Origin of the sequence: Nonomuraea zeae (assembly GCF_005889725.1) — a bacterium.
GTDB classification, from domain to species: Bacteria; Actinomycetota; Actinomycetes; order Streptosporangiales; family Streptosporangiaceae; genus Nonomuraea; species Nonomuraea zeae.
Genome location: NZ_VCKX01000001.1, coordinates 65,702 through 79,136, shown reverse-complemented (window position 1 = coordinate 79,136; position 13,435 = coordinate 65,702). Strand labels below are relative to the sequence as shown.

The following is a 13,435-nucleotide window of genomic DNA, read 5'->3' as shown; positions in this document are numbered from 1 at the left end:
GTGTTCCTCTCGCATTGCTACTCGAAGTCACCCCCCAGACGGATCCACGGCGCCGTGCGAGGTCGTCGCGCGGACAGCAGGAACTATGGGTCGCTCGTCAGGGTTCGCCGTGGCGAGGACCGGTTAACGCCTAAAGCCACGCCATTCCTATTATTTTGTCCGAAAGTCAGTCAAGGAGTGAAATTTCAACCAATGACGGAATGGAGGTTTCGGGCATCGCGTTTTTGGTGCCTGCGGGCTTGACAGCGAGTGACGAAACCCTCTCAAGCTGGACAGATGATCTCTGTCCTGCCTCTGCTCCCGGGACGGCTGTCACGCTGCGTGAAGATCACGGTCATCCATGCAATGCCCGTAACCATGGTTTCGGTCTTCGTATCGATAAGACGTCTTCCCATATTGACTAATTGAGTCGAGTTTATTTGACATATCGGTCAGACAGCCGATGATCTTGCTCGCGGCGGCCTCGCGAGCCGTCGGCCTTCCCCCCGAAGGGCTTGGCGATCAATATCGGTGTCATGCGGATCACAGCCGTCCTCTGCCTGCTCTGCGCGGTCGCGTGCAGCTCTCCCGCCCCCCGGGAGCCGTCCGCACGGCCCTCACCGGCGCCGTCCGCTCGGCCATCGCCGCCGCCGGCCGTGCAGGCGGAGGCCGCGCGGCTGGTCGCGGCCGGATCGTCGGGCGCGGTGGTGCATGTCAGGAAGGGCGACCGGACGTGGCAGGCGGCGGCAGGGCGGGCGGACGCCGGGGTGCCGATGCGGACGGATCACCGGTTCAGGATCGCGAGCATCACCAAGACGTTCACCGCGACACTCGTCCTGCAGCAGGTCGAGGAGGGGCGGCTGGCGCTCACCGACCGGGTGGACCAAGTCCTGCCCGGGGTCATCAAGACGAAGGCGACCGTGGCGGACCTGCTCAGGCATACCAGCGGCATCTCCGACTACCTGCGCGACGAGCGTTTCACCAAGGATCTGGGCGGCGGTGCCCACCTCCGGCACTGGCCGCCCCGAGAACTGCTGAAATATGCGGATAAAGAGGCGCAGGGCTACTCCAACACCAACTTCATCCTGCTCGGCATGATCCTGGAGAAGGTGTCCCGCAAGCCGTACCGGGAGCTGCTGAGCGAGCGCATCACGGGCCCGCAGGGCCTGACCGCGACCGAGTTACCCGCCGACGACCTGCCCAAGGATCTCGCGCACGGAATCCACACCGACGGAGTGGACAACGCCGAGCTGGACTCGTCGATCTTCTGGACCGCGGGCGGGCTGATCTCGACCGCGGCCGACGTGTCGAGCTTCTACCACTGGGTGTTCACCCAGGACTTGGGCCGGCGGCTACAGGCCGGCGGCTTCGGGATCTTCGCCCAGACGCTCGGCTGCGGGCGGCGCGTGTACAGCCATTCCGGGTGGATCTTCGGCTACAGCGGGATGGCGATGAGCAGCGCGGACGGCGAGACGGAGGTGGTCGTCCAGCTGGCCTCCGGCCAGCCCTCGGACGCCATCGCCGCGGCCGAACGCCTCATGTGCACCGCATAGCCATCCGCCGAGAGTGCGGTCTCGCTAGCGCAGCCCGGTGATCATGCCGGCGCCGACGGTGGCGTTGCTCGTCTCGTCGATGAGGATGAACCCCCCGGTCGCCCGGTTACGCGCGTAGTCGTCGGCGAAGATCGGCCGGGCGGTGCGCAGGCGGACCCGGCCGATGTCGTTGAGGGTCAGTGCCCGGGCCCGGGAGTCGCGGTGCAGCGTGTTGACGTCCAGGCGGTAGTGCAGGTCGCCGACCTCGGCCCGGGCGGTGGCGGTGGTGTGCTTGACGAGCAGTCTCGTGCCGGGCGTGAGCGCATGCTCGCCGCTCATCCAGCACACCACGGCCTCCAGGTCCTGCATCACCCGCGGCTGGTTGTGGGGCCTGGCGATCATGTCACCGCGCGAGATGTCGAGATCGTCGTTCAGCCGCAGGGTGACCGACATGGGGGCGAACGCTTCGGACAGCGGGCCGCAGGGGCCGTCGATGTGGGTGATCAGGCTGGTCAGACCCGAGGGGAGGTGCACCACCTCGTCGCCGGGCCGGAGCACGCCGCTGGCGATCTGCCCGGCGTAGCCGCGGTAGTCGTGCAGGAGGGGGTCGTCCGCGTTGGGCGGCCTGATGACGCACTGCACGGGGAAGCGCGCGTCGATGAGGTTGCGGTCGGAGGCGATGTGCACGTGCTCGAGATGACGCAGCAGACAGGGGCCGTCGTACCACGGCATGTTGACGGAGCGCTCGACCACGTTGTCACCGTGCAGCGCGCAGATCGGGACGAACGTCAGATCGCCGATGTCGAGCTTGGCGGCGAACGCGGTGAACTCGTTCACGACCCGCTCGTAGGCGGCCTGCTCGTAGCCCGCCAGATCCATCTTGTTGACCGCGACCACCAGGTGCGGGACACGGAGCAGGGCCGCCAGGAACGCATGCCTGCGCGACTGCTCCAGCACGCCCTTGCGGGCGTCGACGAGGATGATGGCCACGTCGGCGGTGGAGGCGCCGGTGACCATGTTGCGGGTGTACTGGATGTGTCCCGGCGTGTCGGCGATGATGAAGGTGCGGCGCGGTGTGGCGAAATAGCGGTAGGCGACGTCGATGGTGATCCCCTGCTCGCGCTCGGCTCGCAGCCCATCGGTGAGCAGGGCCAGATCGGTGTGCTCGCGGCCTTGGCCGGCACTGATCCGTTCCAGCGCCGACAGCTGGTCCTCGAAGATCGCCTTGGAGTCGTACAGCAGCCGGCCGATGAGCGTCGACTTGCCGTCGTCGACGCTTCCGGCCGTGGCCAGGCGGAGAATGTCCATCAGAAGTAGCCCTCTCTCTTGCGATCCTCCATGGCCGCCTCGCTGACCCGGTCGTCCGCCCTGGTCTGGCCCCGCTCGGTGACCCGCGTCACCTTGATCTCCTCGATCACCTCGTCGACGGTGGCCGCGGCCGACTCGATCGCGCCGGTGCAGGAGGCGTCGCCGACCGTGCGGAAGCGGACCGTGGCCAGGAAGGCCGGCTCGTCGTCCTGCCGATCGGTGTACGGGTTGTCGTCGAGCAGCAGCCCATCGCGCTCGAACACCGTGCGCCGGTGCGCGAAGTAGATCGCCGGCAGCTCCAGCGACTCGCGGCGCAGGTAGCTCCACACGTCCAGCTCGGTCCAGTTCGAGAGGGGGAAGACCCGTACGTGCTCGCCCCGCCGGATCCGGGCGTTGAACAGGTTCCACAGCTCGGGCCGCTGGTTCTTGGGATCCCACTGCCCGAACTCGTCGCGGAAGGAGACCACGCGCTCCTTGGCGCGGGCCTTCTCCTCATCACGGCGCGCGCCGCCGAAGGCCGCGTCGAAGCCGCGCTCCTCGATCACGTCGAGCAGGGTGACGGTCTGCAGCCGGTTACGCGAGGCCCGTCTGCCGGTCTCCTCCCTCGCCCGGCCCCGGTCGATCGAGTCCTGGACCGAGGCGACGATCAGGCGGATGCCCAGCTCGGCCGTCATCCGGTCACGGAACTCCAGCACCTCGCGGAAGTTGTGCCCCGTGTCGACGTGCAGCACAGGGAACGGGATCGGGGCGGGGCGGAACGCCTTGATCGCCAGCCGGAGCAGCACCACGCTGTCCTTGCCACCGGAGAACAGCAGCACGGGCCGCTCGAACTCGGCCGCGACCTCGCGGATGATCTGGATCGACTCGGCCTCCAGCACGTCGAGCTGCGAGAGCCGGTGGGTCGTCAGCATGCGGTTCTCCAATGCCTAGTGCAGGTAGCGGTCCACGAAGGGATTGCCGAACTTGCCGGCCGGATCGTACGTGCGGACCAGGTCGGCGAAATCGGGCAGGCGGGGGAACATCGGCCGCAGATCCGGCGGCGCGATCGTGAAGATCTTCGCCCAGTGCGGCCGGGCGGCGAAGGGCGCCAGCCGCTGCTCGACCAGCCGGACGATCGGCAGGACGGCGCTGGTGTCGGAGGTCCAGGTGAAGTGGATGCTCACCGAGTCCTGGTCGTAGAAGGGGCTCATCCACAGCCGGTCGGCCGCGATCGTGCGTACCTCGCAGATCTGCAGGACGGGCTGGACGCGGTCGCGGATGCCGTCCAGCGCGTGCAGCGCGGCGACCGCGTCGCGGCGGGCGAGCATGTACTCCGAGTGCAGCTCGTCACCGGCGCTGCTCGGCTCGGCGTCCGGGCGGAAGTGCGGCAGGCGTTCGTGCCACCGGCCGGGCACGCCGAGCTGCTCGGTGCAGCTCGCCGTGGGCATGCCGGTTACGGGGTGGCGCGGCCCGTCGGCCGGCAGGGCGGTGAACCACGGCTGCTTGACCACGTCCGCGGGCGGCTCGTCCAGCCGTTCGTTGATCCAGACCTGGGTCAGGCGGGGCGCGCGCCAGTCGGTGAACAGGCACACGCTGTAGGCGCTGTGGACCAGGGCGGAGAAGTGGTCGTCGAGCGCCTCCAGCGGCAGCCCCTCGTAGACCTGCTGGCGCATCTCGAAAGCGGGCACCAGGTCCAGGGTCAGGCTGGTCACCACGCCCAGCGCTCCCAGCCCGACGACGACCCCGTCGAAGTGCTCGCCGCCCCGTTCCACGGTGATCAGGTCGCCGCCGGCGGTCACGAGCTCGATGGCGGACACGGAGGTGGACAGGCAGCCGTTGCGCACTCCCGAGCCGTGGGTCGCCGTCGCGCACGCGCCCCCGACGGAGATGTGCGGCAGCGAGCCCAGGTTCGGCAGGGCGAAGCCGCGTTCGTCCAGGAAATGGACGAGCTCGGCGTAGCGGGTCGCGGCCGGCACCTTCGCGGTGGCCCGTCCCGTGTCCAGCTCGACGGACGAGCGGAGGTCCGCGAGGGACACGAGCGCACCGGAGGAGTCGGCCAGGTCGTTGAAGGAGTGCCGGGTGCCGAGCGCGCGGATGCGCCGGCTGCCGGCCACCAGCGCCTGCAGCTCGGCGACGGTGGCCGGCCGGTGGATACGATCCGCCCGGTAGGTGATGTTGCCTGCCCAGTTGGTGGTCATGACCGGTCCTCGATTCTGATGATCACGCCCTCGCCGGGTTCGAGCCGCAGCGGGCGCAGGTCCACCGTCGAGCCGGCCGGCCGGTCGCCGGTCGACACGTCGGCCCGGCCCTTGGCCGGCAGGTCAGGCAGGACGGCCGTGGCCGGCCGGGACGCGAAGTTCAGCGCGACCAGGAGCCGCTCGCCAGGAGCGGAACGCAGGTAGGCGAAGACGTCGTCGCCGGCGTCCAGGGATCGGTAGTCGCCCGTCCGCAGGGCCGGTGACGCGCGCCGGAAGGAGATGAGCCTCCGGTACAGAGTCAGCAGCGAATCGGGGTCGCCTGACTGGACGGCCACGTTGACCTCGGCCTGATCCGGTGCCACCGGCATCCAGGGCGTGCCGGTGGTGAAACCGCGGCCGGTGGCGTCCCACTGCATCGGGGTGCGCTGACCGTCCCGGCCGTCGACGTCCAGCGCCAGAGGCGGCGGAGCGTCGCTCATCCCGATCTCCTCGCCGTAGTAGACGCAAGGGATCCCGCGCAGGCTGAACGCCATCATGGCGGCCACCCGGGCGCGAGCCGCGCCGCCGTACCGGGAGGCGGTACGCGAGATGTCGTGGGTGGCCAGGGCATAGGTCGGCAGGGCTCCCGGGCGGATCCGGGCGGCCAGCCCGTCCACGGTCCGGCGGAAGGCGGTGGCTCGCCAGGGTTGCTCCCAGAATGCGATGTGGAAGGCCGTGTGCATGCCGTCGCCGCCGAAGTAGTCGGCCAGCCGCCCGTCGTCGCTGATGGGGACCTCGCCCAGCGCGAGCTTCCCGCCGTACTCGTCGAGCGTCCCCCGCAGTTCGCGCAGCACCTGGAGGGTCTCGGGCAGGTCGAGATTGCGCATCCGCAGCGTGGGGTGAGCCGTGTGCCGTCTGGCGTGCGCGAGCTCGGCCGGATTGTCACGCAGCTCCGCGTCCTTCATCAGCCGGTGCGCGACGTCGATCCTGAAGCCGTCCACCCCTCGGTCGAGCCAGAACCGCCACACCTCGCGCATCGCCGCCCGTACCTCGGGATTGCGCCAGTTGAGGTCGGGCTGGCCGGGGGTGAAGCTGTGCAGATAGCACTGCCGGGTCCGCGGCTGGTACGTCCACGCGGGCCCGCACCTTTCGAACGAGCTGAGCCAGTTGTTGGGCGGCTCGTCACTCTGACGGGGGTCGGCCCAGATGTACCAGTCGCGCTTGGGGTTGGTGCGATCCGAGCTCGACTCCACGAACCACGGGTGCTCGGCGGAGGTGTGATTCATGATCAGATCGATCAGCACGCGGATGCCCCGCTCGTGCGCGGCCCGGACCAGCACGTCGAAGTCGCCGAGCGTGCCGTAGGCGGGGTCCACCGCCGTGTAGTCGCTGACGTCGTAGCCGAAGTCGGCCAGCGGCGACGGGTGGAACGGGGACAGCCAGACGGCGTCCACGCCGAGCTCCCGCAGATAGTCGAGCTTGCCCAGCAGCCCCGGCAGGTCGCCGACCCCGTCGCCGTCGTGGTCGGCGAAACTGCGGAGGTACACCTGGTAGATGACGGCCTCCCGCCACCATGTCTCATGGGTCATACCGGTCCGGACGCTCATCTGTTCACTCCTGACATGTCCGGGTAGCGGTCTCCGGCCGCGCATCCGAACGGCGCGGCCTCGTCCAGCAGGGCCAGCTCCGCGGCGGTGAGCCGCAGGTTCGTGGCGCCGATGTTCTCCACCAGCCGGGCCCGGCTCTTGGCGCCGGGGATGGGGACGATGTCGTCGCCCTGCGCCAGGACCCAGGCCAGCGCCAGCTGCGCGACGGTGACGCCCCGCTCGCGGGCCTGGCGGGTGATCCGCTCCACCAGCCGCGCGTTGTGGGCGAGGTTTCCCGGCTGGAACCGGGGCAGGGTGCGGCGGAAGTCCTCGGTGGACAGGTCGTCCGTCATGGTGATCCTTCCGGTCAGCAGGCCCCTGCCGAGCGGCGCGTAGGCGATGAACCCGATGCCGAGCGAGCGCAGCGTCGCCAGGAGCCCCTGCTCGGGGTCGCGGCTGACCAGCGAGTACTCGCTCTGCACCGCGGCCACGGGATGCACCGCGTGGGCCCGCCTGACGGTCTCCGGAGACGCCTCCGAGATCGCCAGGTGGCGGACCTTGCCCTGGCGTACCAGGTCGGCGAGCGCCCCCCAGGTGTCCTCGATCGGCACCGACGGGTCGACCCGGTGCTGGCAGTAGAGGTCGATGACGTCCACGCCCAGCCTGCGCAGCGAGCCCTCGCAACTGGCGCGTACGTACTCGGGACGCCCGTTGACGCCGATCACCCGGCCGTCGGGCCCCTTGACGTTGCCGAACTTGGTGGCGATCAGCACCTCGTCGCGCCGGGACCGGACGGCGCGGCCGATCAGCTCCTCGTTGGTGTAGGGGCCGTACATGTCGGCGGTGTCGAGCAGGTTGACGCCGAGGTCCAGCGCGTGGTGGATGGTGCGGACCGACTCGTCGTCGTCCCACGCGCCGTAGAACTGCGACATCCCCATGCAGCCCAGACCGAGGTCGGAGACCCGTGGCCCGTCGTGTCCCAATGTCCTCATCACGCCGCCTCCTTCGTCGTCACGCCCTCGATCAGCCGGGCCCAGTCCAGCAGTTGACGGTCGGGCAGGTACCGCTCGCGCACCCGCCGCCGCGCGCCCTCCCCGAGCCGGCGCGCGAACGGCCGGTCGCGGAAGAGCCGCCGCAGGTGCGCGGCGGTGGTCGCGACGTCGCGCGGGTCGCCCACCAGCAGCCCGGTCTCGCCGTCGGTCACCTGGTCGCGCAGCCCGCCGACGGCGCTGGCCACCAGCGGCCTGGATTTCCACATGGCCTCGGTCGCGGTCAGCCCGAAGCCCTCGGCCAGGCTCTTCTGCACGACGACGCTCGCGTGCCGCTGCAACGCGTTGACCATCACGGCGTTCTCCCGCAGGTCGTCCATCGGCAGGCAGACGAGCTGGCAGCGGCGGCGGTGCCCGCCGGGCAGCGACTCCCAGACCTGCCGGCACTCGTCGTACACCCCGGCCGCGGCCGGGTCGTCGGCGACGCCCGCCAGATCCGCGCCGGCCAGCGTCAGGTAGCCGTCCACGCCGGAGGCGACGAAGGACTCCAGGACCCCGATCATGTCCTTGAGCCGGTCCCAGCGGGAGACCTGCACGACCATCGGCAGGTCCGCGGGCGGCGGCGGTCCTTCCCGCAGCACCACCGCGGGCCGGTGCACCCGCACTCCGGCGCCGACGGGGACGGGCGTCTCGACCGGGGCCGGCCGCTCGTGGGCGATGAGCCCGGCGACACCGAGCACGTCGCGTACCTGCGCGCCGGTGAGGGGCATGTTCTTCGGGCCGCACGGATCGATCGAGGGCGGGATGACCAGCGGCCGGGGCGCCCAGCCCGCCACGTGACCGATCGTGGAGAACACGGTGGCGTCGGCCTCGGCGACGAACCCGCCGACGAAGCGACCGCCGTCGCGCGTGTGCTCGTTGGCCTGGTCGCTGCCGATGTGGCAGCGCCACACCACGCTCGCGCCGCACCGCCGGGCCGTCCCGATCAGGCCGGCCGGCTGGGGGTCGTGCACGATCACGACGTCCCCCGGCCGGAGGAACGCGGCGAGCGGCTCCGCGCTCTCCTCGATCCGGCGACGGTAGCGGCGCGCCTCGGCGTCGCCGAGCGGGCCGCCGTCGCCGGCCACGCCGTACAGGCGGGAGACCAGCCGCTTGGCGATGGCCTGGAACTCGGCGTCACCGTCGAGCACCAGCCAGCGCACGTCCACGCCAGCCGCGCGGGCCAGCGGGCCGAGCACGTGCAGCAGCTCCGCCACGCCGCCGCCCGCGGCGGTGGAGTTGACGTTCCAGACGGTCCGGCCGCCCAGCAGCGACCGCACCCGCTCGCAGCCCCGGCGGAGCGACTCCAGCCGCTCCTCCCCGAGCGCGTCCCGGTACGGCTCCAGGGGGACCTCCGCGAAGGCGATCTCACGCATTTCCCGCTCCCACCGTCGTCGGCAGCTCCAGCATGCTGATCCAGCCCGTGTCCCACAGCCGAGTGCCCGCGGGAGGGACCAGCTCGATGAGGCTCGGCCCGGGGTGATCGGTCATGGCCTGCAGCGTGACGGCGAACGCCTTCCCCTGCGCGGCCAGGTAGTCGCCGTCGAGCCGGCCGCTCAGGTCCACCCGGCGGCTTCGCACCCCGAGCGCGTCGGCGATCTCGCCGTACCGCGAGGCGCCGTCGCAGACCACGAACGTCACCGGCGCCGCCTGCCGCGCGGCGGCGACCAGCTCCCGAACCCCGTCCCCGCCGTCCTGGCCGCCCAGGCCGCACACCACCCTGGCGGACGGCTCGCCCAGGGCCAGCCCGGTGGCCAGGGCGGCGCCGCCGGTGACATACACGCCCGGCGGTACGGCCCCGAGCACGCCGCCGAGCACGTCGGCCACCGGCGCCACCTGGCGGGCCGGCCGCCCGGCCGTCTCACCGATCACCCGGCCGGCGCCCGGCAGCGCGGTCAACGGCACCCAGGCGGTCTCCGCCAGATGGCGGGGGAGAGCCACGAGCACCGGGCCGAGAGGCGCTTGCCTGCTGTCGTCCAGCGCCTGCCGCACCGTCGCCACCAGAGCGTGCGCCGCCGCCCCGCGGCCTTCGGGATCGCCGGGCGGTCCGTCCGGCTCGTACCAGGACTTGACGAAGGCGCCGCAGGCCGCGGGCAGGCCGGGTTCGCCGTCGCCGGGCAACTCGACCACCGCGACCATGCCGATGTCGTCGTGGCGCAGATCGGACAGCGCGCCGAGCGCGTCGGCCAGGCCCCGGGTGCCCGACAGGACGGCCACGCCGTTCCCCGGCCGCACCATGCTCGCACCGCCCGCCTGGATCGCCGCCGCGCGGTCTCCGGCCACCTCGGCCAGCAGGCCCAGGCGCGCCATGGCGTCGCGCAGGAGCGGCTCACCGGATCCGGCGAAGACGATGCCGACGCCCGAGCGGCGCAGGGTCAGCGCCACGGCCTCCGCGCCGGTCAGCAGCACGTCGTCAGAATCGGGCAGGGCTTGGGCGACGGAGTGCGTCAGCGCCCGCTCCGACGCGCCGAGCGCGATGGCCAGCGCCTTGACGAACTCCTGCCGTCCGCGCTCCTCGATCAGCGCCGCGGTGAGCCCGTTGACGCCATCGCCGGTGCGGGCCAGCAGCGCACGGATCATGTCGTGCACGGTGCTGCCCGCCGTCCGCGCCGCCTGCACCTCGGGGGGCCGCAGGCCGAAGGCGGCCAGCGCCTCGGCGGCCGGGCCGTCGGCCAGCACCCGCACGCGCACGTCCGCGGCGGCGGACGGGTCCAGCTCGTCGAACGGCACGCCGCCGTCCTGAGCGAGGGTGATGCGCAGCCGGTAGTCGCCGGGCTCGTCGGGCGTGCGTGCCCTGACGGGCACCTCGACGACGCCTTCGGGCGGCAGCGTACGCGGCAGCGCCGCCTTGATCGGCTGGGTCGGGACCTCCTGCCCGTCCGCGTCGTACCAGCGGTGCACCACCCTGACCGGGTACGGCGGCGCGGGGGTGAGCAGGCCCGCGCCGGTGTTCCCGACCCGGCAGTCCACGGTCAGCAGGCTGCCCGTCTCGGCCCGCTCCTCGGCCTGGCCGGCCAGTGTGATCTCGGCCCGGCACTCCTCTTCGGCCAGCCGGTCGCCGATGGCCCACAAGCGGCTCGGCCGCCGGCCCAGCCGGTCGAACAGCTGCCGCTGGCCCTGCTCGTGGACCCTGGTGTGGTTGGCGGTGAACCCCCGCCGGGCGCCCTCGGCGAGCGGCGACGGGACCAGCGCCAGCGCGTACACCTCACGGGCGGGCAGCCTGACCAGCGCGACCTGGCGCCACTCCAGGCGGTCCACGACCGCGACGGCCGCCGTCTCCACCGAGGCGGTCAGGTACCGGTGCGGGCTGACGCCGACGAACAGGTACCGGTCGGTCACGGCCAGGCCCCGTGGCCAGCCGGGCAGACCGAGCCGCCGGATCTCCTGCCGGGTCGCGTCGGAGAACTCCACCAGGTCGCCTGCCGCCGAGTCGCAGATCAACCACGTCCCGTCGCTGTAATGGGGGTTGTGCGGCGCGTGCAGGCCACGGAGGACAGGCTCGCCCGTCTCCAGGTTGACCACCTGCCCGGTGGCCGGCTTGCCGTTCTCGTCCCAGCCGCGGCGGCGCAGGAACGGGCCGAACCCGCACACCACGATCTGGTCACCGGCCACGGCCAGGCTGTTCAGGTGCCAGCTGTCCTGCTCACCTGGCGCCCGCCAGAGCCAGGCCACCCTGCCGTCGGGCGCCATGCACCGCACCTCGTTCTGGGTGGTGCCCACCACCAGCACCTGGCCGTTCAGGGCGAGGATGTCGTGCGGGGTGGAGACGTCGTCGAGCCGGTGGTAGCGCCGCACGCCGGTCGTGTCGTAGGCGACCAGCTCGGCGGGGCTGCCTTCGGCGCTCCACAGGCACCGGTACAGCAGCCCGTCGTCCGCGTGCAGGCCGGTGCTGGACACCCGGTCGATCTCCTCGACGGTGCCGTTGATCGCGAACAGGCCGCCGCCGATCGTGTGATGCGCGTCGAAACACGACGCCAGGAGGTGCTGGTCGGGGGGGACCAGCCCCTCAAGGCTGGTCAGCAGATCGCTGGACATGGGTTTCTCCTTGTGGTCGCGTTGGCTCCGGCCGTGGCGACGAGCGTCGTGTCCCGCCACGACGTGCCGCCGGAGCCGGTGAGGAAGACCGCCGCCCGGGCCACTGCCTCCGGGTCCGCGGCGACGACGGTGTGGACGGACGCGCCGCCGCCGGGCAGCCCGTGGACGGGAAGCTTCTGGCCGGTGTCGCGGGTGAGCAGGATCGAGCCGTGGCGGCCCTGCCTGGCGAACACCGTCAGCGCGGCGCGGGCCAGGTCGCCGTCCGCGTCGATGACCGCGTCGAAGCCGCCGTAGGACAGCACGGCCTCCCGGATTGCGCTCTGGTCGGTGTCCCGGGCGAGCGCCACCGCGCGGCGCTCGCCGTGGCCGGCGGTGATCGTGGCGGCGGTGGCGACGGCCGCCGCGTGCCGCTCGGGCGGAGCGGCGAGCGCGACGTGGGCGCCCGCGGCGGCCAGGCGCTCGGCGACCGCGTCCGCGTGAGCGTCGTCGGCGGAGACCAGGAACACCAGGCCCGCCAGCGGCTCCTCGGCCGCGCGCAGCTGCGGTTTGAGCCGCAGGAGCGGCCAGTACTCGTCGGCCGCGCCCTGGGCCTCCGACAGCGACCGGTAGCCGCCTGCCGCGTCGGCCGCCCTGATGACCGTCATGGTCTGCGCCAGGTGATCGGCGCACAGGCGCGCCTTGGCGGCGTCGGGGCCGCAGCTCACCACGCCCAGGCCGGGCAGCACGACCGCGCGGGGCCTGTTGTCGCGTTTGCCCAGGGCCCGGGCGTGCTGGGGCACGTGCCGCTCGTAGTACGCGTCGTACCAGTCGCGGTGGCGGCGGATGGCGGCCAGCACCTCCGCGGGGCCGGTGGGGACCCGATCGAGGACGAGGGGCCGGTACCCCACCGTGACCAGATGGTCGGGGCAGCCCGGCCCCGCCTGCGTCCACCGGGGCCCGCGTTCGGAGGAGGCGAAGCCCACTGCCTCGGGGCTGCGATCGGCGTGCAGGACGACGCCGCGGTCCGGGTCCGACAGGGCGCCGCGGATCGCCGGGAGCAGCTCGGCGAGCAGCTCCGCGGCCGGCTCGGGCGGCGGCGGGCTCACGACCGGTCCGCCGAGGTCCGCCGGCCGGCGCTGCGCCTTCCGCAGCGCCCGCATCGCGCGTTCGACCGCCTCCAGGGAGTTGCGGTAGCACTGCTCGCTGGTGTCGGCCCAGGTGAAGATCCCGTGGTTGGCCAGGAGCACGAAGCGGCACCGCGGCCCGGCCGCGATCCGGCCGGCGAGCTCGCGGGCCACGCCGGCGTCGAACTGGCGGTAGTCGAACCAGACCGCCTCCTCGCCGAACTCGTCCTCGGCCGCCTCCCGCCCGCCCGGGAACGAGGTGAGCGCGATCACCGCGTCGGGATGGCAGTGGTCGACGTGGCGGGCGGGGATGAACGCGTGGGTCAGCGTCTCGATGCCCGGACGGCGCTGCTCGCCGTGCAGGCCGCTGTCGACCAGGTGGCCGACCATCTCGGTCTCGCTCAACGGGCCGGAGTCCCGCAGCCGCAGCAGCTCGTCCAGGCGCAGCGCCGGGAAGTCGTCCGCCGTGGTGGTGGCGCCGTCACAGCCCCAGGCGCTCATGTACAGGACCCGGGTGGAGCGGCCGCGGTGGTCCACCGTGACGTCCTTGACGGAGAAGTTCCCGCCGCCCTCCTTGGTCAGCGCCGGGTCGGCGCCGACCAGGTGAGAGCGGTAGATGACCTCGTCCCTGCCCGAGAGGTCCCGGGCGATCTTGGGGTCCCACCGGTCCACCGGCGGGGTGAACAGCTCGTCCATGACCGTCCCTCG

The 13,435-nt window shown here is 72.1% G+C and carries 9 protein-coding genes; 1 reads left to right on the top strand and 8 read right to left on the bottom strand.

What is annotated here, in order from left to right; translation table 11 throughout:
- Nucleotides 1-515: 515 nt before the first annotated feature.
- Nucleotides 516-1,532: a serine hydrolase domain-containing protein gene (locus tag ETD85_RS00325; protein WP_138687516.1), complete on the top strand. Its 1,017-nt coding sequence runs from the start codon at nucleotides 516-518 to the stop codon at nucleotides 1,530-1,532.
- Nucleotides 1,533-1,556: 24 nt separating this feature from the next.
- Here the strand turns inward: ETD85_RS00325 and ETD85_RS00320 are convergent, their stop codons facing one another.
- Genes ETD85_RS00320 through ETD85_RS00285 form a run of 8 tightly spaced genes read right to left on the bottom strand, consistent with a single transcriptional unit; the run spans nucleotide 1,557 to nucleotide 13,423 of the window.
- Nucleotides 1,557-2,819, bottom strand: coding sequence for a sulfate adenylyltransferase subunit 1 (locus tag ETD85_RS00320; RefSeq protein WP_138687515.1), 1,263 nt, complete (start codon nucleotides 2,817-2,819; stop codon nucleotides 1,557-1,559).
- Nucleotides 2,819-3,730 carry a sulfate adenylyltransferase subunit CysD gene (gene cysD / locus ETD85_RS00315; protein ID WP_138687514.1) on the bottom strand — a complete coding sequence of 304 codons (912 nt, stop codon included), beginning with the start codon at nucleotides 3,728-3,730 and terminating at the stop codon, nucleotides 2,819-2,821. The genes ETD85_RS00320 and cysD overlap by 1 nt, the downstream gene beginning before the upstream one ends.
- Before the next feature lie 15 nt (nucleotides 3,731-3,745).
- The gene (locus ETD85_RS00310) at nucleotides 3,746-4,996 is read right to left on the bottom strand and encodes an FAD-binding protein (protein ID WP_138687513.1); all 1,251 of its coding nucleotides are present in this window, start codon (nucleotides 4,994-4,996) and stop codon (nucleotides 3,746-3,748) included.
- Nucleotides 4,993-6,564, bottom strand: a complete 1,572-nt coding sequence (locus tag ETD85_RS00305; protein ID WP_138687512.1) for an alpha-amylase family glycosyl hydrolase — start codon at nucleotides 6,562-6,564, stop codon at nucleotides 4,993-4,995. Before ETD85_RS00305 ends, ETD85_RS00310 begins: the two co-directional genes overlap by 4 nt.
- A 14-nt stretch (nucleotides 6,565-6,578) precedes the next feature.
- Nucleotides 6,579-7,553, bottom strand: a complete 975-nt coding sequence (locus tag ETD85_RS00300; RefSeq protein ID WP_138687511.1) for an aldo/keto reductase — start codon at nucleotides 7,551-7,553, stop codon at nucleotides 6,579-6,581.
- Nucleotides 7,553-8,965, bottom strand: coding sequence for a glycosyltransferase (locus tag ETD85_RS66630; protein WP_138687510.1), 1,413 nt, complete (start codon nucleotides 8,963-8,965; stop codon nucleotides 7,553-7,555). Before ETD85_RS66630 ends, ETD85_RS00300 begins: the two co-directional genes overlap by 1 nt.
- Nucleotides 8,958-11,624, bottom strand: a complete 2,667-nt coding sequence (locus tag ETD85_RS00290) for a DUF4915 domain-containing protein (RefSeq protein ID WP_138687509.1) — start codon at nucleotides 11,622-11,624, stop codon at nucleotides 8,958-8,960. The genes ETD85_RS66630 and ETD85_RS00290 overlap by 8 nt, the downstream gene beginning before the upstream one ends.
- Complete coding sequence (locus ETD85_RS00285) at nucleotides 11,606-13,423, bottom strand: class II aldolase/adducin family protein (protein WP_138687508.1); 1,818 nt, start codon at nucleotides 13,421-13,423, stop codon at nucleotides 11,606-11,608. The genes ETD85_RS00290 and ETD85_RS00285 overlap by 19 nt, the downstream gene beginning before the upstream one ends.
- Nucleotides 13,424-13,435 lie beyond the last annotated feature (12 nt).

Coding starts and splice junctions, on each gene's coding strand:
- ETD85_RS00325 (WP_138687516.1), top strand. CDS start 516: ATGCGGATCACAGCCGTCCTCTGCCTGCTCTGCGCGGTCGCGTGCAGC.
- ETD85_RS00320 (WP_138687515.1), bottom strand. CDS start 2,819: ATGGACATTCTCCGCCTGGCCACGGCCGGAAGCGTCGACGACGGCAAG.
- cysD (WP_138687514.1), bottom strand. CDS start 3,730: ATGCTGACGACCCACCGGCTCTCGCAGCTCGACGTGCTGGAGGCCGAG.
- ETD85_RS00310 (WP_138687513.1), bottom strand. CDS start 4,996: ATGACCACCAACTGGGCAGGCAACATCACCTACCGGGCGGATCGTATC.
- ETD85_RS00305 (WP_138687512.1), bottom strand. CDS start 6,564: ATGACCCATGAGACATGGTGGCGGGAGGCCGTCATCTACCAGGTGTAC.
- ETD85_RS00300 (WP_138687511.1), bottom strand. CDS start 7,553: ATGAGGACATTGGGACACGACGGGCCACGGGTCTCCGACCTCGGTCTG.
- ETD85_RS66630 (WP_138687510.1), bottom strand. CDS start 8,965: ATGCGTGAGATCGCCTTCGCGGAGGTCCCCCTGGAGCCGTACCGGGAC.
- ETD85_RS00290 (WP_138687509.1), bottom strand. CDS start 11,624: ATGTCCAGCGATCTGCTGACCAGCCTTGAGGGGCTGGTCCCCCCCGAC.
- ETD85_RS00285 (WP_138687508.1), bottom strand. CDS start 13,423: ATGGACGAGCTGTTCACCCCGCCGGTGGACCGGTGGGACCCCAAGATC.